This window comes from Dehalococcoides mccartyi CG5 (assembly GCF_000830885.1).
Lineage (GTDB): Bacteria > Chloroflexota > Dehalococcoidia > Dehalococcoidales > Dehalococcoidaceae > Dehalococcoides > Dehalococcoides mccartyi_B.
The window spans coordinates 663,449-684,061 of record NZ_CP006951.1; the positions used below are offsets into that span (position 1 = coordinate 663,449).

Below are 20,613 nucleotides of genomic sequence, written 5' to 3' on the forward strand. Positions count from 1 at the left end.
AGGCAGTTATGACCAGCCCGTGGCATGGAATACTTAAAAAAATAGATGACTACCGTTGGGAAATCCCCCAGAGCTACAAAGTAGGTATGAGAGTGCCCGGTCTGGTATATGCCAGTGAACGTATGCTCAATCAAATATGGGAGGAGCATGCTATAGAGCAAATTGCCAATGTGGCTTTTTTGCCCGGTATTGTGGGCAGGTCTATGGCTATGCCTGATATTCATTGGGGTTACGGTTTCCCCATCGGCGGAGTGGCCGCTACCAGAATAAGTGACGGGGTAATCTCACCCGGCGGCGTAGGTTTTGATATAAACTGCGGAACCCGCCTTTTAAGGACAAACCTCAGTGTTGAAGAAGTTCAACCCAAGATAGATGAGCTTTTGAATGAGCTTTTTTCCAAAATACCCTCCGGGGTGGGTAGCAGCGGTAATATAAAGCTAAGCGGAACAGATATAGATAATGTAATGACCCGTGGCGGGAGCTGGGCTTTGGAAAAGGGTATGGGCGAAGCCGAAGACATTAAACTGACTGAAGAATCCGGCAGTTTATCTGGTGCTAATCCCGACAAGGTTTCCAATAAGGCCAAGACCAGAGGTGCATCCCAACTGGGTACACTGGGTTCAGGCAACCATTTTTTGGAAGTACAGGTTGTAGATGAAATATTTGATCCTGAAGTAGCGGCGGTGTTCGGAGTTCAGGCGCTGGGTCAGGTACTTTTTCTTATCCATACCGGTTCACGGGGTTTGGGGCATCAAGTATGTACTGACTATGTGCAACTGTTAAATGAAGCGGTCAAAAAATATGGCATAAATTTGCCTGACCGCCAGCTGGCTTGTGCCCCGCTAAAATCAGACGATGGGCAGAACTATCTAGCCGCTATGGCCTGTGCCGCCAATTATGCTTGGGCTAACCGCCAGTGCATCACCCACTGGGCACGTGATGCCTTCATGAAGGTATTTGAAAAAAGCCGGCGTGATTTAGGTATGGACCAGATATACGATGTAGCCCATAATATTGCCAAGATAGAAGAGCATATGGTAGACGGCAAAGTGCAGAATGTATGTGTCCATCGTAAAGGTGCCACCCGTTCTTTCCCTGCCGGCCACCCTGAGATACCGGCTGTTTACCGAAAAGTCGGACAGCCTGTTATAATACCCGGAGACATGGGCAGATACTCGTATGTAGCTGTAGGTACAGAGACTGCCATGCGTGAAACTTTCGGTTCTACCTGCCATGGCGCAGGCCGGATACTCAGCCGCGGTGCGGCTAAGAAAACTACTTCCGGTACACAACTGCTGGATACTCTCAGGTCTCAGGGTATAAGTATAAGGGTGGGTGACATAGGCAGTCTGGCAGAAGAAGCCTCAGAAGCCTACAAAGATGTGGCTGATGTAGTGGAAGTAACCCACAAAGCAGGTATTGCCCGGAATATATTTAAAACCAGACCATTAGGAGTAATCAAAGGTTAGATGACTGATATTATAAAATTACCCCCGCCCAGTGTGCGGGGCAAAATGACAGTTGAAGAAGCTATAAGCAAAAGACGTTCGGTCAGGTCATTTTCAAACCGCCAGATAAATAGAGAAACTTTGTCCCAACTGTTGTGGGCATCAGACGGCATTACAGATACAGTAGATAAATTACGTTCTGCACCCAGTGCCGGGGCAATTTATCCGCTTGACCTTTATATAATAGCCGGGAACAAAGGAGTGGAAGGTTTGGAAGCCGGGGTATACCGGTATAATCCTGAGCGGAACGGGCTTTATCTGCAGGTGAGCGGTGATTTCCGCAAACAACTGGCAGAAGGGTGTTTCAAACAGGATTTTGTGGCAGATGCTCCCTTCTCACTGGTTATTTGTTACCGTCCGGAAGATTTGATAAAAAGATATGGCAACAATGCCGAAAAATATGCCTATTTTGAAGTAGGCCATGTTGCACAAAACTTCAGTCTGGCGTGTGTGGCTTTGGGTTTGGGAAGTGTGGTGATAGGTGCTTTTACGGAAGAAACCATTTGTAAGTCTATGAATCTAAACGGACACCCTAAGCCTCTGTACATAATTGCGGCGGGTTTCCCCGCCGCTTAATAGATTATTGTTTTTTACAGTTTTTACACTTTTTGGTTATCAGCCAGTACTCAAAACTATCTGAAAGAGCCAGCCAGCTGGCTTCAATAATGTTGGGGCTGGCACCTACTGTGTGCCAGGTATTTTCACCGTCACTGGATTCAATAAGCACCCTTACCAGCGCATCTGTACCGCTGGTCTGCTCCAGTATGCGCACCTTGTAATCTGATAGATGGACTGCCGAGAGTTCAGGGTAAAACTGGCAAAGACCTTTACGCAAAGCGGCATCAAGTGCATTTATGGGGCCGTTGCCTTCGGCTACCGTGTGCATAATATCGCCGTCTACTCTTACTTTCACAATACCTTCGGCCATCATTTCGTCCTGATTGCGCATAGCTGAAGGGCGTCGCTGCTTTTCCACTACCACCATGAAGTCTATAAGCTCAAACGGGGCAATATATCCCGTTTGGGTGCGGTTTACCAGTAAATCAAAAGAAGCTTCTGCGTTTTCGTACTGAAAACCCAAGCTCTCCATTTTTTTAACCTGCTGAAGCAAGTCTTTTACTTCTTTGGAATCTGGAGCCAGATTTATGCCGATAGCTTTTGCCCTTTGTACAATGTTTGATCTACCTGCCAGTTCAGATACCAGCAGGCGTTGATGGTTACCCACCAGTTCCGGTTCTATATGCTGGTAACTGCCTGACCATTTGCTGAGACCGCTGACATGCAGGCCGGCTTTATGTGAAAAAGCACTTGAACCTACATACGGCAAGAACGGCTCGGAAACCAGATTGGCCAGTTCACTTATATAATGGGAAGTTTCAGTAAGCAATTTCAGCTGGTTATCAGATATACAGTCTATATCCATCTTCAGTTTCAAAATGGGTATTATGGAACACAAATTGGCATTCCCGCATCTTTCACCAAATCCGTTTATGGTGCCCTGAACCTGACTGGCACCAGCCTTGAGAGCGGCTATGCTGTTAGCTACGGCCATTTCGGTGTCATTGTGGGCGTGAATACCCACGCAAATATTTAGGGCTTCTTTTACGGTTTTGACGGCTTGGGTTATTTCTTCTGGCAGAGTACCTCCATTGGTATCGCACAGTACCACACCTTCGGCACCGGCCTTTTCTGCCGCCTGTAAAACTTGTATTGAATACTCGGGGTTATCCTTATAGCCGTCAAAGAAATGCTCGGCATCCAGAAAGACCTTTATGCATTTGGAACGCAGGTACTCAATAGATTCGGTAATCATGGCCAGATTTTCTTCCAGAGTGGTTTCCAGTACCTGTGTTACCTGTCTGGCCGAACTTTTACCTACTAAAGTCACATATTCCGTACCTGAATCAATCAGTTGTTTCAGGGTGGTATCTGCATCTGCCTTTACTTTTGGGCGGCGGGTAGATCCGAAAGCCACCATTTTGGCATTTTTCAATTTGAGTGATTTTGCCTGAGTGAAAAATTCACTGTCCTTTGGGTTTGAACCCGGCCAGCCGCCTTCAATATAATGTATGCCCAGATCATCCAGTTTTTGGGCAATCTTAAGCTTGTCCGCCACCGTGAAGGAAATGCCCTCCCGCTGGGAGCCGTCTCTTAAAGTAGTATCGTATAGTTTTACCTGCACAGGAGTTTAGCCTCCTATCATTTTAGTTATCTGGTTACCCATCTCGGCAGTACCGAGCTTGGTATTACCCTCTTTGAATATATCTATCGTAGCATAACCAGCTGCCAGAACCTTGTCAACCGCAGATTCAATTTCAACAGCTTCAGTCTCCAGTCCACAAGAGTAGCGTAGCATCATGGCTATGCTTAAAATGGTGGCAATGGGGTTGGCAATATTTTGTTTGGCAATAGTGGGGGCACTGCCGTGGATAGGTTCATAGAGACCAAAAATTTTAGTGCCCTTTGCCGGTATGCCTGCCAGAGAGGCAGAAGGCAGCATACCCATAGAACCTGCCAGCATGGAGGCCTCGTCTGTCAAAATATCACCGAACAAGTTTTCGGTGACAATAACGTCAAAATAGGTAGGTGCAAGTATAAGTTTCATGGCACAGGCATCTACCAGTACATGTTCTACCTTCACCTCAGGGTAATCTTTTGCCACTTCTATAACTATCTGGCGCCACAAGCGGGAAGACAGTAAGACATTGGCCTTGTCTACGCTAACCAATTTTTTCTTGCGGTTTTTAGCCAGCTCAAACCCTACCCGCACAATCCGTTCAATCTCATTTTCAGAGTAAGTCATGCTGTCAGTAGCTTTGCGGATACCGGCAGGTGTCGTCCAGCGTTTTTTGGGCTTGGCAAAATATACGCCACCGGTTAGTTCCCTGATAAATATAAAATCAGTCCCTTTTACTATTTCGGCCTTTATGGGGGTGGAATTTACCAGTGAAGGGGCAACCTTGACCGGACGGATATTGGCAAAAAGGCCAAGCCCCTTTCTAAGTGCCAACAGGCCGTCTTCAGGGTGGACAGGCAGTTTAGGGTCATCAAAACGGGGGTCACCCACTGCCGCCAATAAAACGGCATCGGATTTTTTGCACATAGCCAGAGCTGCCGGACTAAGTGCTACTCCCTCTTTGTCTATACAGCAACCGCCGATAAGTCCGTACTGATATTTAAAAGTGTGCTTGTATTTTTTGGCGACGGCATTTAAAACTTTTAAGCCTTCGTCCATAACCTCCGGACCGATGCCGTCACCAGGCAGAACTGTCAGTTTGAAATCCAACTAAACACCTCTTCCGCAAAGTTTTTCACGGGTATATTCTATAAGACCGCCGGCTTTTATCAGGCGGGACATAAATTCGGGATACGGTTTGGCAGAAAATTTTTCGCCGGTAGTCAGGTCTTTGATAATACCGGTTTCCAAATCTATTTCCAGTTCGTCACCGCTGTTTATTTTTTCGGCAGCTTCGGCACTTTCAAGCAATGGCAAGCCGATATTTATAGCATTGCGGAAAAATATGCGGGCGAAACTGGCGGCTATTACTGCCGAAACACCGGAAGCTTTTATGGAAATAGGCGCATGCTCACGGGACGAGCCGCAACCGAAATTGGTAGTGGCTACGATAAAGTCACCCGGTTTAACTTTTGTTACAAAGTCCAGGTCTATATCTTCCATACAGTGTTCGGCCAGTGCCTTGGGCTCGGATACGTTTAAATAACGTGCCGGGATAATGGCATCTGTATCCACATTTTCACCGTATTTATGCACAAATCCTTTTAACATCTTTTCTCCTAGCTGAATAAAGCCTGTTTTAAACAACAGCTTCTTCACAATCCTTTAACAAGATTAACTATCTAAATTTCATCAGGGTGGGCAATGTATCCTTTAATGGCGGTGGCAGCGGCAACCGCCGGACCTGCCAGATATACTTCGCTCTTGGGACTGCCCATGCGCCCTACAAAATTGCGGTTGGTGGTTGCTAAGCATCGTTCACCGGCCGCCAAAATACCCATATGTCCACCCAGACAAGGGCCGCAGGTGGGTGTGGAAACCGCAACTCCGGCATTGATAAAGGTTTCAATATAGCCTGCCTTCAGGGCATCCAGATATACCTGCTGTGAGCCGGGAATAACAATAGTCCGCAGGTCAGGGTGAACCACATTTCCTTTTAGCAGTTTGGCAGACACGGCCAGGTCTTCCAGTCTCCCGTTGGTACAGGAACCGATGATAACCTGGTCAACCTTAATTTTACCAATCTGGCTGACAGGGCGGGCATTTGCCGGTGAATGCGGCAGTGATACCTGTGGCTCAATCTTGGAAATATCAAAATTGTATGTTTTAGCATATGACGCATCAGCATCATTGTCATAAACTGTGTACTGGCGTTTGGCTCTGGGGGTTACATATTCCAGAGTTTTTTCATCAACCCGGAACAGCCCGGCCTTGCCGCCTGCTTCAATAGCCATATTGGACATGGTAAAGCGGTTTTCCATAGAGAGCGCTTCAATAGCCTCACCGCAGAAAAACATGGCAGAGTACAAAGCCCCGTCCACACCCGTCTGCCCTATGGTGTACAGGATAAGGTCTTTGCCGCCAATCCATTTCGGCAGTTTGCCCGAATAGTTAAATTTGATAGTTTGGGGAACTTTCATCCAGACTTCACCGGTAGCCATAGCGGCGGCTATATCGGTTGAGCCCATGCCGGTAGTGAAAGCGCCCAGTGCACCGTAAGTGCAGGTATGGGAGTCGGCACCTACCACAATATCACCCGGCAATACCAAACCCTGCTCATGCAGGATTACATGTTCAACGCCCATTTTCCCGCATTCAAAAAAGAGTATCCCTTGTTCACGGGCAAATTCACGCACCATTTTAACCTGTTCGGCGGATGCAATATCCTTGTTGGGTACAAAATGGTCAGGCACAAAGACTATCTTTTTGGAGTCAAATACCTTGCTGACTCCAACCTTTTTAAATTCTTTAATGGCTATAGGTGCGGTAATGTCATTAGCCAGTACCAGGTCTACTTTGGCATTTATAAAGTCACCCGGGCTGACCTGGGTTTTGCCGCAGTGGGCGGCCAGTATTTTTTCAACTAAGTTCATCATAACCTCTCCAAGAATATCTAACGGAATTTTACCCGGTCAATAAGTAATATCAGTAATATAACACCGGTACCGACAGCCGATAAAAAATACATACCTGCACCGACAGCCAGACCTATACCGGCTACTGCCCAAATAGTAGCGGCAGTGGTTAAGCCCTCAACGTGTCCCTCTGACTGGCGGAGTATAGCACCCGCTCCCAGAAAGCCCACGCCGGTAACTATTCCGGCTGCTATCCGGCTGATATCCGTTTCCGAAAAACCGTAAATAGATACCAGTGTTATCAGGCAGGAACCTACACAAATAAGGGTATTAGTACGCAGCCCGGCGGCCTTGCCTGAATGTTCCCGTTCATAACCGACAATCCCGCCCAGTACCATGGCAAGCAGAATGCGAAAGAGCATTTCCACTTCTATCGGCATGGTATGTTGCTCCTTTTAAGATGCGTTCTTAACCCTAAGCAAGCGGTTCAAGGCATTCATATAGGCCTTGGCACTGGCTACTATTATATCTGTATCGGACCCGCGTCCTGTATAGGTCACACCGTCACTTTCAATACGGATAAGCACTTCACCCAGTGCATCAATACCGGCCGTAACAGACTTAACCGAAAACTCAGTCAGTTTGTTAGGTACGTTTACTATCCGGTTTATGGCCTTGTAAACGGCATCTACCGGTCCGCTGCCCAAAGAGGCATCTTCAACAGCTCCCCCATTCGGGGTAGTCAGACGCACTGCGGCGGTGGGTATGCCCCTGTCTCCGGAGGTAACCTGTATGCGGTCAAGATGATAAAGTTCAACTGTAGTCCGCAGTTCTTCGGCAACCAGAGCTTCTATATCCCGGTCAGTTACGTCCTTCTTTTTGTCTGCCAAATCTTTAAATGCTTTGAAAGCACGATCAAAATCTTCTTCGTTCAGGTCAAAGCCCAGTTCAGTCAGATGCTGTTTGAAAGCATGGCGGCCTGAAAGCTTGCCCAATACCAAACTGGATGCCTGAATACCCACTTCCTTGGGATCCATAATTTCAAACGTTTTAGCCATTTTAATAACGCCGTCTTGGTGAATACCGGACTGGTGGCGGAAAGCATTTTCACCCACAACTGCCTTGTTGGGTTGAATGGCGAAACCGGTAAGAGCACTGACCAGACGGCTGGTGCGGTATATTTCCTGTGTGTTTATACCTGTTTCAAAATTAAAAAAGTCGCTTCGGGTACGCAGTGCCATCACTACTTCTTCAAGTGCGGCATTGCCGGCCCGTTCACCTATGCCATTCAAGGTGCATTCCACCTGACGGGCACCGTTTTTAACTGCCGCCAGCGAATTGGCTGTGCCCATACCCAAATCATCATGGCAATGCACGCTTATAACCGCTTTGCCTATATTGGGCACGTTCTGGCGGATACCTTTTATAAGTTCACCGAATTCACTGGGAATAGCATAACCAACGGTATCAGGTATATTCAGGGTGGTAGCCCCGGCATCTATAACTGCTTCAAGCAGTTTATACAGAAACTCCGGGTCAGAGCGGCTGGCGTCCATGGGCGAAAACTCTATATCATCAGTGTAGCCTTTGGCTTTGGCTACCATAGTGCGCGCCAGCTCCAGCACTTCGTCACGGCTCTTTTTTATCTGGTGAACCATGTGTATTTCAGATGAAGAAATAAACACATGGATCCGGGGATGGGCAGCCTCTTTCAAAGCTTCCCAGGCACGGTCAATATCTGCCGGTATGGCTCTAGCCAAACCACAGATAACAGGGGTGCGTACTTCTTGGGCTATTAGCTTTACGGCTTCAAAATCACCCGGCGAGGTGATGGGAAAGCCTGCTTCAATGATATCCACCCCCAGTTTTTCAAGCTGCCGGGCTATCTCCAGCTTTTCCTGTGCATTTAAAGAAGCACCGGCTGCTTGCTCTCCGTCTCTGAGGGTGGTATCAAAAATCTTTATTCTGTCCATGACAAAAATCCTTTCTGAAAGAAAATTACTCTATATTTAGCATTGTAACCGGATACCCCTCTTCGTCCAGAAAGAGGGGCTGCTAAGGATGAGAAGTTTCCCTTCAGCCAGGCTGTGATACAGTCCGCTTATATAATTTGGAATGTAATCTATCATGGTTATTTTAAAATACCCTTTACCTTTTCTTTTTCAGCCAGCTCATCATAGAGCGCAGTTCGGCACCCACTTCTTCAATAAGGTGCTCAGACTCCATGCGGCGGAGTGAATTGTAAACGGGACGTCCGGCCTGATTTTCCAGTATCCATTCCTTGGCAAAGCTGCCATCCTGAATTTCACCCAGTATCTCGCCCATAGTTTCATAGGTATCCTCGTTGATAACTCTGGGACCGCGGGTGAAGTCACCGTATTTGGCGGTGTCAGAAATGGAATCACGCATATAGGCAATACCGCCCTGGTACATCAAATCTACAATCAGCTTTAACTCATGCAGACATTCGAAGTAAGCCACTTCGGGCTGATATCCGGCCTCAACCAGTGTTTCAAAACCTGCTTTGACCAGTGAGGTAGTGCCGCCGCATAAAACAGCCTGCTCACCAAAGAGGTCGGTTTCGGTTTCTTCGGCAAAAGTAGTTTCCAGTATGCCGGCACGGTTGGAACCGATACCCTTGGCATAAGCCAGAGCCAGTTCCTTGGCCTTGCCGCTGGCATCCTGTTCAACAGCAATCAGCGAAGGAGCGCCTGCACCCTCGGTGAAAACCTGCCTGAGCATATAGCCGGGGCATTTGGGGGCTATCATGGTCACATCTACAAATGAGGGGGGTACTATCTGCCCGTAATGTATATTGAAGCCGTGGGCAAACATCAGCATTTTACCGGGCTTCAGCCCCTGTTCAATTGAATCTTTATAAATCTTGGCCTGTGAGGTATCAGGAGCCAGCATCATGATGATGTCAGCTTTTTTGGCCATTTCGGCTACACACATTACTTCAAAACCGTCAGCGGTGGCTTTCTTCCAGCCGCGTCCGCCTTCAACACAAGCTACAATAACTTTCAGGCCTGAATCACGCAGGTTCTGGGCATGGGCATGACCCTGGGCACCATAACCGACAATACCAATAAGTTTCTTTTCAATAAGGCTCAGATCACAGTCCTTATCGTAATATATGACAGCCATTTTTCCTCCTAGAGCTTTTTACTCTTTTGTTTTTAATTCTTTAGATGATTGCAGTTCGGTAGCCGTAGCAAGCCCGCCGCGGGTCATGGCAATTCGTCCCGTACGGGTTATCTCCTTAATACCAAATGCACGTAACAGATTATATAGCGAATTTACTTTTTCTTCATCTCCGGTTACTTCCACTGTCAACGAATCGGAAGCTACGTCCACTATCTTTGCCCGGAAAATATCTACAATCTGCATTATTTCACTGCGGTTGGCAGGGGTGGATTTTACTTTTATAAGTGCCAGTTCACGGCAGATGATATCCTGTCCGGTAATGTCGGATACCTTTACCACATCTATCACTTTATCAAGCTGTTTGCGTACCTGCTCTACCATGGTATTAGCCCCGTCAACCACAATGGTCATGCGGGAAAAACCCGGTGTCTCACTCCGCCCAACTGCAATACTGTCAATATTGAAACCACGCCGTCTGAAAAGGCTGGCCATGCGGTTTAATACGCCGGGTCTGTCTTCAACTAAAGCTACTATGGTATGCTTCGTCGGGGACATGCACTCACCTCTTTCTTAGGTTCTTCCAGTACTTCGTGGAGAGCGGCGCCGGGAGGAACCATGGGATATACGTTTTCTTCGGGTTCAATCACAAAGTTCAAAAGGAATGGTCCTTCGGTGGACATAGCCTGTTCAATAGCCGGGCGGACGTCTTCCTTGCGTTTAACATTTAAAGCCGGAATGCCGTATGCTTCTGCTATTTTTATAAAGTCAGGGCATCCTAAAGGAGTGGCCACATAATTTTTGTTATAGAACAAGTCCTGCCACTGGCGAACCATGCCCAGATAGCCGTTATTGAAAACAGCTATTTTAACGGCCGCTTTCTCTTGTACCACTGTTCCCAATTCCTGCATATTCATCTGGAAACCGCCGTCACCGGCAATACACCAGACAGTTTCGTCAGGGCAACCAACCTTGGCACCCAAAGCGGCAGGCAGGTCAAACCCCATAGTACCCAAACCGCCGGAAGTTACCAGTGAGTTGGGGCGGATATAGGTATAATGCTGGGCGGCCCACATCTGGTGCTGTCCCACACCGGTAACCACAATAGCGTTCCCGCGGGTAGCTTCACTTATCTGCTGAACTATATACTGAGGCAGAATAAGGTCAGTATGCCGTATAGAAAGCGGAGGGTGTTCCCTTCGCCAGTTTTCCAGTTGCCTCAGCCAGTCAGGGTGCTGAACACATTCCACTTGTTTGTTGAGTGATTTCAGTACATTTTTGACATCACCCACGATGGGTACATCAACCCGTACATTTTTGCCTATTTCGGCAGGGTCTATATCTATATGAATAACACTGGCATGGGGAGCAAAGGAGCTCAATTTGCCGGTAACCCGGTCATCAAAACGCATGCCTATGGCTATTATCAGGTCAGTGGCGGCTACAGCCATATTGGCATAAGCCATACCATGCATACCCAGCATGCCATAACTCAAGACATGGTCCTCGGGGAAACTGCTGACACCCAGCAGAGTGGTAATAACTGGTAACTGACAGTTTTCAGCCAGAGTCTTCAGTTCTTCGTTGGCGCCTGAAATATTTACTCCGTGACCGGCAATAATTACCGGCTTTTCAGCTGTTTCTATAAGTCTGGCAGCCTTTTGTATTTGCATCAGGTTGCCCTTTATGACGGGCTTGTAACCGGGCAAATCCGGTTCATCGGGGTATTCAAACTCTGCCTGTTCAATGAATACATCTTTGGGTATATCTATCAGCACCGGGCCGGGGCGTCCGGTTCGGGCTAAATAAAAGGCTTCCTTTATAGTATCTGCCAGTGAACTTGCCTTGGTTACCAGATAATTCTGCTTGGTAATGGGCAAAGTGATACCGGTGATATCAATCTCCTGAAAAGCATCTTTGCCGATAAGGTTACGTGTAACCTGACCGGTAATGGCTACCATAGGAATTGAATCCATATAGGCATTGGCAATGCCGGTAATCAGGTTGGTCGCACCCGGCCCAGACGTTGCCAGACAAACACCTACCTTGCCGGTAACTCTGGCAAAACCGTCAGCGGCATGGGCGGCACCCTGTTCATGCCGGGTCAATATATGCCTGAGGGCAGGGTACTGGGTAAAAGTATCGTACAAGGGCAAGAGTACTCCACCCGGATACCCGAAGATTATGCCTGCTCCTTCTTTGAGCAGACTTTCGCATACTATCTGGGCGCCAGTCAATTTCATTTTCTCATTGCCCCCTTAGACTTAGTCTTTAAAAACCGCCCCGGTACTGGCCGAGGTGACGTTCTCTGTATAAAATTTCAAGTAACCGCTTTTAATCTTCGGTTCAAAAACAGGCACATTTGCCAAACGCTTTTGGATTTCTTCATCTGAAAGCTCTACCGAAAGTTTATAGTTATGGATATCAATATTTATCATATCCCCGTCCTGCAAGGCTGCTATAGGTCCGCAAGCGGCTGCTTCAGGTGAAACATGTCCCATGGCGGCTCCACGGGTTGCTCCGGAAAAACGCCCGTCAGTAATCAGGGCTACTTCTTTATCCAGCCCCATGCCGGCCAAAAGTGAGGTGGGGGTAAGCATTTCCCGCATACCAGGCCCGCCTTTAGGCCCTTCATAACGGATAACCAGTACATCACCCGGCTTTATTTTCCCGCCCATAATAGCTTTAGTCGCCAGCTCTTCAGAGTCAAATATGCGGGCAGGCCCGCGATGAACCATCATCTCAGGGGCAACCGCAGAACGTTTGACTACACTGCCATTAGGTGCAAGGTTGCCGAATAAAACAGCCAATCCGCCTTTGGGGGAGTATGGGTTGGAAGCAAAACGGATAACTTTATTATCTGCTTTGGGTGCGGCATCTGCCAGTTGTCCTATAGTTTTACCGGAGACAGTGCGTGCATCATTTTTCAGCCAAGGTTTCAGTTCCTTAAGGACACTGCCTATTCCGCCTGACTGGTCAAGATTTTCAATATGGTACGGACCGGACGGGCGAAGCTTGCACAAATTCGGGGTACAATCACTTATCCGGTTTATCTGTTCCAGTGAAAAATCAGCCCCGGCTTCATGAGCAACAGCCATCACGTGCAGTACCGAATTGGTACTGCCGCCCAGTGCCACATCCAGACTGAATGCATTGTGAATGGCATCAGGAGTTATTATATCTTTGGGGCAAATATTATCTTTTATCAGCTGCATTATCTGCTGTCCGGCACTTTTGGCAAGCTGAGTGCGGCGTGAATCTACCGCCGGTATGGTGCCGTTACCTGGCAAGGCCATACCCAGAGCTTCGGTAAGGCAGTTCATAGTATTGGCGGTAAACATGCCTGCACAACTGCCGCAACCGGGGCAAGCCACTTTTTCCAGTTCCAGCAGTTCTTCTTCTGCCATCTGGCCTTTGGCAACCTGACCAACTGCTTCAAAAACGCTATTTAAATCTACACAGCTAACCTGGTCATTCTTTCGTAAACGTCCGGCCAGCATAGGGCCGCCGCTGACAAATATAGAGGGGATATTCAAACGGCAGGCGGCCATGAGCATACCGGGCACAACCTTGTCACAGTTAGGTATGAAAACCAGACCGTCAAAGGCATGGGCCATAGCCATTATTTCAACTGTGTTGGCAATGATTTCACGGCTGGGCAGGCTGTATTTCATGCCGGCATGGTTCATGGCGATACCGTCACAAACCGCAATGGTATTAAACTCAAAACCTACTCCGCCGGCGGCATTTATGCCTTCTTTGACGGCTTCGGAAATCTGTCTGAGGTGAATATGACCGGGGACTACTTCGGTAAAGCTGTTCACTATACCTATAAAGGGTTTTTGGAAACTTTCGGTATTCAGACCCAGAGCGCGCAGCAAAGACCGGTGAGGGGCACGTTCAATACCTAGTTTGACATCTTCGCTTTTCATATATGCGCTCCCGTTTGAAAGAATTAAAAACCGTCCTCTAAGGACGGGTTTACGACAGATTATTGGAAGTGTTTAACCATAACACAGTCCACGTTTGCTGTCAAGCTGAATAGCCAGTTTTTCCGGCTGTTTTCATTATATCTGATTCTTTTATTGCCCCCTGGCGAATAATCTTCAGTTCATCATTATTTACGGCTACGATAGTAGATTCCACTCCCCCGCTCACCTGACCCCCGTCAAGGATAAAGTCCACCCTGTCACCCAGCTGGATTTTGGCTTCACTAGCGTTTAGTGAGCTTTTGCAGCCGCTAAGGTTGGCACTGGTGCCGGTTACAGGTTCGGCCACCCGTTTCAGCATTTCAATAACCGCCGCCTGATTGGGTATCCGTATAGCTACGGTTTCATTTCCACCGGTCAGCTCAAGCGGAATATTATCTGTCTTGGGCAGTACCAGAGTAAGCCCTCCCGGCCAGTACTCTGCTGCCAGTTTCCGGGCCAGAGGCGGGAATATTTTAGCTACCTGGTGTATCTGTGAAATGTCCCCTATCAGAGCGGGCAAACCTTTGGTGTTGGCTCTGCCTTTTATGTCAAATACGCGGTTAACTGCATGAGTATTGCGGGCTAATGCCCCCACTGCGTAAACTGTGTCCGTCGGGAATATTACTACTCCGCCATTTTTAAGTACTTGGACTGCCCTATTTATCTGGATTTCCATATCCGTATCAAACTGATTTTGTGTCATATATTTATTACCTTAAGTTTTTTACAAAGCGGTAGATATATCTAAATACTCTTGAGCTGTTTAGTCAAGTATTATTGGGCCTAAACCGGGCAAAAACAGGCCTGTTTGCTTTACAATTTTAGCCTATAATGTTAAGCTACCATCAAGAAAATGATGAGCGAAATGAATAATAAACAATCTGCCGAAAGCCTGAGAGTTTCCACTACCGGAGATATTGAAGTTTCAACCTATCTGGAAATCGCCAGAGAGAAGTCCGGTGCAAAATCGGAATGCATTGATTCAGGTGAAGAAACCCTGCGTGAATCAATTGTTATTTTTGATTTTGGTTCCCAGTACAGCTTACTCATCGCCCGCCGCATACGTGAAATGCATGTCTATTGCGAGCTGGTTTCCCACGATACTCCATGGGAGAAAATAGCCCATCTAAATCCCAGAGGTTTTATCCTCTCCGGAGGCCCTTCCAGCGTATACGAACCGGAAGCGCCTTTAGCTCCGGCCTATATATTTGAAAGCAAACTGCCGGTTTTGGGTATCTGCTATGGTATGCAGGCCATTACCCAGCAATTGGGCGGTGTGGTTGAGCACAGTGATAAACGTGAGTATGGCCATGCCCTGCTCCACTCTAACGTGATAAATACTGAACTTTTGGCAGATATGCCTGAACCTTCTCCCGTCTGGATGAGCCATGGTGACCGTATTGAGAAACTGCCGGCTGGCTTCAAGTCTCTGGCTTATACCGAAAACTGCCCGGTGGCAGTTATGGGTAATGAATCTGATATTTACGGTTTGCAGTTTCACCCCGAAGTTGTCCATTCTCCCCACGGTAAAATCATTCTTAAAAATTTCGTTTTCAATATATGTAAATGCCACGCTAACTGGACTATGGGCAACTATATTCAGGAAAGCATTCAAAACATACGTGAACAGGTCGGTGACGGGCAGGTTATCTGTGCCCTTTCCGGCGGTGTAGATTCGGCTGTAGTGGCTTCCCTTATCCATAAAGCTATAGGTGACCAACTGACTTGTATTTATGTAAATAATGGTCTCCTTCGGCGTGAAGAAGCTGACCGTACTCTGCACGTTTTTAAGAACCACATGGGTATGAAAATAATATATGTAGACGCAATTGACCGCTTTCTTGAAAGCCTTGGCGGTATTACTGACCCCGAACAGAAACGCAAGGTTATCGGTAGCGAATTTATAAAAGTATTTGAAGATGAAGCCTGTAAACTTGGGCAGATTGATTTCTTGGCACAAGGGACGTTGTACCCGGATGTTATAGAAAGTGTATCTTCCGTATCAAAGGCTTCCGCCAAGATAAAAAGCCACCATAATGTGGGCGGTCTGCCCGCCCATATGAAGCTAAAACTGATTGAGCCTTTGCGGTATCTCTTTAAAGATGAAGTCAGACTGCTGGGCAAGGAACTGGGTCTGCCGGATGAAATGATTTGGCGCCAGCCCTTCCCCGGACCGGGTTTGGCTATCCGTATTATCGGGGAAGTTACCCGAGAAAAGCTGGAAATCCTCCGCTCTGCGGACTGGATTGTTATGAGTGAAATAAAGAAAGCCAAAATGTATCACCAGGTATGGCAAAGTTTTGCCATACTGACCGATGTTAAATCTGTGGGTGTTATGGGTGATTTCCGCACCTATGGTTATCTGGTAGCCATCAGGGCTGTAACCAGTGAAGATGCCATGACTGCAGATTGGGCAAAACTGCCTTATGATTTGCTGTCCATTATATCCAACCGGATTGTTAACGAGGTTAAAGAAGTGAACAGGGTGGTTTATGATATAAGCTCTAAACCGCCCTCCACTATTGAATGGGAGTAAGGCATTATGACCGGCGGTTATATCATGGGAAGAGGCTATACACCCGAAACCTGCCTGGACGAAGTCAAAAAAGCACTGACGGGTTTGGGTGGGCGTGCTTCCGCTGAAGAGATAGTACTGACAGTCAGAAAAAAAGGCCACTGGAGTGATGAAACTATCTGGCAGTGCATGGAGTCAAATACCATAAATTTCCCGCCTGCCTGCCGGCATAATACGGATATAGACTCAAAGTTCCTTTTCTTAAGGGAAGACGGCAATTATGAATTCTATGCTACCCAGTGGCACGGACGCTACGAGCGGGGCAAAAGAATAGTTTAGTTTTGCTGAGGAGACAACTCTGAAAGTTCTGGTTATTGGAAATGGGGCAAGGGAGCATGCTATTGTCTGGAAGCTTTCCCAGAGCCCGAAAGTTACAAAAATATACGTTGCCCCCGGTAATGCCGGCACAAGCCTTATAGCTGAAAATGTAGCTATAAACTGTACAAATATCAAGAGTTTGCTGGTGTTTGCCAAAGACAAGGCTATAGACCTTACTTTTGTAGGCCCTGAAGCACCTCTGGCAGGAGGAGTAGTAGATGTGTTTACCTCTGCAGGTTTACGCATATTCGGCCCCTGCCGTGAAGCATCCCAGCTGGAATCCAGCAAGGTTTTTACCAAAGAGCTGCTTCTTTCAAACAAAATCCCCACCGCTTACAGCCGCAGTTTTTCAAGTTATGAAAAAGCCTGTTCATATTTAAGTAGGCTGGAAATGCCGGTTGTGGTCAAAGCCGACGGTCTGGCAGGTGGCAAAGGGGTTACGGTTGCCCAAACCTATGACCAGGCTATGGCAGCTTTATCAGATATGATGGAAGCCAAAATATTTGGTGAAGCCGGTGAAAATGTGGTTATAGAAGAATGCATGGTTGGGCGGGAAATGAGCTTTTTTGCTTTTACAGATGGCAAAACTGTTGCTCCGTTAAGTGCCGCTTGTGATTATAAAAGGATATATGACTGTGATAAAGGTGCCAATACCGGCGGTATGGGTAGCTATACGCCTCCCGCTTTTTTCACACCTGAACTGAAAGAAGAAATAATGTCCCGCATTCTGCTGCCAGTCATAAAGGCTCTGGCAGACCGCGGTATTATCTATAAAGGCGTTTTATATGCCGGACTGATGATAACAGCCGAAGGGCCAAAAGTGATGGAGTTTAATGCCCGTTTTGGAGATCCTGAAACCCAGGTACTACTGCCCTTGCTTAAAACAGACTTGCTTGAGATAGTGGAAGCCACTATTGAAGGCCGTCTTGATAAACTGGATATAGAAATGGAAGACTCCTGTGCAGTCGGGGTGGTATTGGCTTCCGGAGGTTACCCGGCTGAATACCGCAAGAAATTACCTATAAACGGCCTTTCAGATATGCCATCAGATATACTGGTCTTTCATGCCGGCACAGTGGCTTCTGAAGAAGGTGAAGTACTTACTAACGGCGGGCGGGTGTTGTGTCTGGTAAGTAAAGGTGAAAGTATAGAAGCCGCCAGAGATAATGTATATAAAAATATCAACCGCATATCTTTTGAAGATTGCCAGTATCGCAGGGACATAGCCTTGTTTAACGGGAGGGAACTATGCCATTAGTTAGTATTGTTATGGGGTCCAAGTCTGACGCCGAGTTTATGAAGCCCACTGAAGAAATACTGGAGAAAATGGCTATTTCTTTTGAAACTCTGGTTATGTCTGCCCATCGTACTCCGGAAAAAGTGCAGGAGTTTTGTTTGAATGCACCTGACCGGGGGATTGAACTGATTATAGCTGCTGCCGGGGGCGCAGCGCATCTGCCGGGGGTAATTGCCAGCTGGGTAACACTGCCGGTTATTGGTGTCCCTATTGCTTCCAGTGAACTCAAAGGAGTTGACGCCCTGTACTCTATAGTCCAGATGCCGGCCGGTATACCGGTAGCTACAGTAGCTATTGGTGCTGCGGGTGCTAAAAATGCGGCTTATCTGGCGGCCGAAATTCTGGGTTTAAAATATCAAAATATCCGTCAGGCTTACGTAAGCTACCGTCAGGAACTAAAAGGTGAAAACAAATGATAGAGCGATATAGCCGCCCTCAAATGAAAAAAGTCTGGTCAGACGAGAGTAAGTTTGCTTATTGGCTGGATATTGAGATTGCAGTTTGTGAAGCTTGGGCTAAACTAGGTGTAATCTCACGGGAGGATATCACCAAAATCAAACTGGCACGTTTGAATTTCAAACGCATGGAAGAGCTTCTTAAAGAAACCCACCATGACATGACGGCTTTCTTGGGTTCTGTAGCTGAAAGTTTGGGTGAGGAGTCCCGCTTTATCCATATGGGCATGACTTCTTCAGATGTTATGGACACGGCTCTCAGCCTCCAGCTGGTAGAAGCCTCAAAAATACTTAACAGCGGCATTAAAGAGCTGATAAATGCTCTGGCAGCCAAAGCTATGGAGCATAAATATACCGTTCAGGTAGGCCGCACTCATGGCGTACATGCCGAACCCATCTCCTTCGGGCTGAAACTAGCCCTGTGGATGGAAGAAATGAAACGCAACCGTCAGCGTCTTACCGAAGCTACCAAAGCCATTACAGTTGGTAAAATGTCAGGGGCGGTGGGCACTTATGCTACTCTGTCACCCGAAATTGAAGAGATAGCCTGTAAAAAACTGGGGCTTTCACCTGCCCCCATATCAAATCAGGTAATCCAGCGTGACCGCCATGCCCAGTACATGACTACTCTGGCCATTATTGCCGGTTCACTGGAGAAATTTGCAACCGAAATACGGGCACTCCAAAAGACTGAATGCCACGAGGCCGAAGAACCCTTTGAAAAAGGTCAAACCGGTTCATCAGCTATGCCTCATAAGAAAAATCCTGAGCTTTGCGAACGTATTTGCGGTATTGCCCGCATAATACGCGGTTATTCCGTTACTGCCATGGAAAATCAGCCGCTCTGGCATGAGCGTGATATCAGCCATTCTTCTACCGAACGGGTGATAATGCCTGACGGGTGTTTGCTGCTGGATTATGCTTTGCACATCTTTACCAATGTTATAAAGGGCTTGAATGTTTTCCCCGAACAGATGGAAAAGAATTTGAATCTGACCGGCGGTTTAGTTTATTCGCAGAGGGTTATGCTTGCACTGATAAACAAGGGTCTTTCCCGCCAGCAGGCTTACAAAATGGTACAGCGGAATGCCATGCGTACCTGGCAGGGTGAAGATAATTTCATGAATCTGCTCAAAGCTGATACCGAGGTTATGGAATATATGTCTTGTGGCGAAATTGATGAATTATTTGATTACAAGTTTTACCTGCGTTATATAGATGATATATTCAGACGGGTAGGACTTACTAATTCCCAGTGGAAGAAAGATGGGGAGGCTTCCTCTGATGAGGGGTTGGCTCCCAGAGCTATATAAATGACTGATATCAAAGTACTAATGGAAACAGCCCTGCCCCTGCCTTCTTTCATAAAAGGCAAAGTGCGTGACACCTATTTGCTGGGTGATAAACTGCTTATCGTGGCTAGTGACCGCATTTCAGCCTTCGATGTAATATTGCCTTCAGGCATATCCGGCAAAGGGCGTGTTCTGAACCGTATTTCATCATTCTGGTTTGAAAAAACAGCTCATATAATACCTAACCATGTAATAGAGCTGGTTGAAAATACCAGTTGTCTGGATAAATACCTGACATCAGCAGAACGTTTCAAATACCCTGAATATCTGATTGGCAGAAGTATGGTAGTTAAAAAGGTAAATCGGGTTTCTGTTGAATGTGTAGTGCGTGGTTATATTGCCGGGTCAGCTTGGAGTGAATACAAAAAACTGGGTACAGTGAATGGCGTCTCCATGCCAAAAGGTCTTCAGCAAAGTCAGGAGCTACCCAAACCTATCTTTACCCCTACCACTAAGGGTGATGGCGAACATGACCGCCCTATGTCTATTGCTGAACTGGAAGGTATGGTTGGCAAGGATCTGGCGGATAAACTGGCTAGAAAGAGCTTGGAGCTCTATAAATTCGGCCGTGAATATGCCCGTAATAGGGGCATTATTATTGCCGACACCAAGTTTGAGTTTGGTCTGGATGGGACTGAACTTATCCTTATTGACGAAGCTCTTACCCCGGATTCCAGCCGCTTTTGGGATGAAAAAACCTATAAAGTGGGCGAAGCGCAGGACAGCTATGACAAACAGCCTGTGCGGGATTATCTGGAGACTATCAGCTGGAACAAAGAGCCTCCCGGTCCGGTACTGCCGGATGAGGTTATCAAATCAACTACCCGCCGCTATGAATATGCTTATGAAAGAATAACCGGCCTGAAGTTGGGTTAATTCTGCTATATATATGATATAAAAAA

Annotated in this window: 19 protein-coding genes; 8 read left to right on the forward strand and 11 right to left on the reverse strand. The window is 47.1% G+C overall.

Annotation, left to right across the window (positions count from 1 at the left end; all coding sequences use genetic code 11):
• Positions 1 to 8 precede the first annotated feature (8 nt).
• Together X794_RS03530 and X794_RS03535 are read left to right on the forward strand one after the other, a co-directional pair.
• Entirely contained in the window at positions 9 to 1,469 is a 1,461-nt protein-coding gene (locus tag X794_RS03530) for an RtcB family protein (protein ID WP_034376537.1), read from the forward strand.
• A complete protein-coding gene (locus X794_RS03535; protein ID WP_011309302.1) occupies positions 1,470 to 2,084 on the forward strand; it encodes a SagB/ThcOx family dehydrogenase in 615 nt (204 codons plus the stop codon).
• A 4-nt stretch (positions 2,085 to 2,088) separates the two neighbouring features.
• On the opposite strand, the gene cimA is transcribed toward X794_RS03535, so the two are convergent.
• From cimA to X794_RS03590, 11 genes are all read right to left on the reverse strand, one after another.
• Entirely contained in the window at positions 2,089 to 3,690 is a 1,602-nt protein-coding gene (cimA, locus tag X794_RS03540) for a citramalate synthase (RefSeq protein ID WP_011309303.1), read from the reverse strand.
• A 6-nt stretch (positions 3,691 to 3,696) separates the two neighbouring features.
• On the reverse strand, positions 3,697 to 4,794 hold the full coding sequence (gene leuB / locus X794_RS03545) for a 3-isopropylmalate dehydrogenase (RefSeq protein WP_011309304.1): 1,098 nt from the start codon (positions 4,792 to 4,794) through the stop codon (positions 3,697 to 3,699).
• Positions 4,795 to 5,295, reverse strand: a complete 501-nt coding sequence (leuD, locus tag X794_RS03550; RefSeq protein WP_011309305.1) for a 3-isopropylmalate dehydratase small subunit — start codon at positions 5,293 to 5,295, stop codon at positions 4,795 to 4,797. It lies immediately after the preceding gene.
• Positions 5,296 to 5,366: 71 nt separating this feature from the next.
• Positions 5,367 to 6,620, reverse strand: coding sequence for a 3-isopropylmalate dehydratase large subunit (gene leuC, locus X794_RS03555; RefSeq protein ID WP_041344541.1), 1,254 nt, complete (start codon positions 6,618 to 6,620; stop codon positions 5,367 to 5,369).
• A gap of 17 nt (positions 6,621 to 6,637) precedes the next feature.
• Positions 6,638 to 7,039: an MgtC/SapB family protein gene (locus tag X794_RS03560; RefSeq protein WP_011929068.1), complete on the reverse strand. Its 402-nt coding sequence runs from the start codon at positions 7,037 to 7,039 to the stop codon at positions 6,638 to 6,640.
• A 15-nt stretch (positions 7,040 to 7,054) separates the two neighbouring features.
• On the reverse strand, positions 7,055 to 8,572 hold the full coding sequence (locus X794_RS03565) for a 2-isopropylmalate synthase (RefSeq protein ID WP_011309308.1): 1,518 nt from the start codon (positions 8,570 to 8,572) through the stop codon (positions 7,055 to 7,057).
• Between the two features lie 175 nt (positions 8,573 to 8,747).
• On the reverse strand, positions 8,748 to 9,746 hold the full coding sequence (gene ilvC, locus X794_RS03570) for a ketol-acid reductoisomerase (protein ID WP_011309309.1): 999 nt from the start codon (positions 9,744 to 9,746) through the stop codon (positions 8,748 to 8,750).
• An 18-nt stretch (positions 9,747 to 9,764) separates the two neighbouring features.
• Positions 9,765 to 10,301 (reverse strand): acetolactate synthase small subunit, encoded by a 537-nt coding sequence (ilvN, locus tag X794_RS03575; RefSeq protein WP_011309310.1) that lies wholly within the window; start codon positions 10,299 to 10,301, stop codon positions 9,765 to 9,767.
• Entirely contained in the window at positions 10,277 to 11,986 is a 1,710-nt protein-coding gene (ilvB, locus tag X794_RS03580; RefSeq protein WP_011309311.1) for a biosynthetic-type acetolactate synthase large subunit, read from the reverse strand. Before ilvB ends, ilvN begins: the two co-directional genes overlap by 25 nt.
• A gap of 21 nt (positions 11,987 to 12,007) precedes the next feature.
• Positions 12,008 to 13,675, reverse strand: a complete 1,668-nt coding sequence (gene ilvD / locus X794_RS03585) for a dihydroxy-acid dehydratase (RefSeq protein WP_015407716.1) — start codon at positions 13,673 to 13,675, stop codon at positions 12,008 to 12,010.
• A gap of 100 nt (positions 13,676 to 13,775) precedes the next feature.
• Complete coding sequence (locus X794_RS03590; RefSeq protein ID WP_015407717.1) at positions 13,776 to 14,417, reverse strand: L-threonylcarbamoyladenylate synthase; 642 nt, start codon at positions 14,415 to 14,417, stop codon at positions 13,776 to 13,778.
• 231 nt (positions 14,418 to 14,648) lie between these two features.
• Between X794_RS03590 and guaA the strand changes: the two genes are divergently transcribed.
• From guaA to X794_RS03620, 6 genes are read left to right on the forward strand one after another with little or no spacing between them, the layout of a single operon-like run.
• A complete protein-coding gene (gene guaA, locus X794_RS03595; protein WP_011309314.1) occupies positions 14,649 to 16,250 on the forward strand; it encodes a glutamine-hydrolyzing GMP synthase in 1,602 nt (533 codons plus the stop codon).
• A gap of 6 nt (positions 16,251 to 16,256) precedes the next feature.
• Entirely contained in the window at positions 16,257 to 16,568 is a 312-nt protein-coding gene (locus tag X794_RS03600) for a hypothetical protein (protein WP_011309315.1), read from the forward strand.
• Positions 16,569 to 16,587: 19 nt separating this feature from the next.
• The gene (purD, locus tag X794_RS03605; RefSeq protein WP_011309316.1) at positions 16,588 to 17,865 is read left to right on the forward strand and encodes a phosphoribosylamine--glycine ligase; all 1,278 of its coding nucleotides are present in this window, start codon (positions 16,588 to 16,590) and stop codon (positions 17,863 to 17,865) included.
• A complete protein-coding gene (gene purE / locus X794_RS03610; RefSeq protein WP_011309317.1) occupies positions 17,856 to 18,320 on the forward strand; it encodes a 5-(carboxyamino)imidazole ribonucleotide mutase in 465 nt (154 codons plus the stop codon). The genes purD and purE overlap by 10 nt, the downstream gene beginning before the upstream one ends.
• Positions 18,317 to 19,672 carry an adenylosuccinate lyase gene (purB, locus tag X794_RS03615; RefSeq protein ID WP_011309318.1) on the forward strand — a complete coding sequence of 452 codons (1,356 nt, stop codon included), beginning with the start codon at positions 18,317 to 18,319 and terminating at the stop codon, positions 19,670 to 19,672. The genes purE and purB overlap by 4 nt, the downstream gene beginning before the upstream one ends.
• Positions 19,673 to 20,587, forward strand: a complete 915-nt coding sequence (locus X794_RS03620) for a phosphoribosylaminoimidazolesuccinocarboxamide synthase (protein WP_034376532.1) — start codon at positions 19,673 to 19,675, stop codon at positions 20,585 to 20,587.
• Positions 20,588 to 20,613 lie beyond the last annotated feature (26 nt).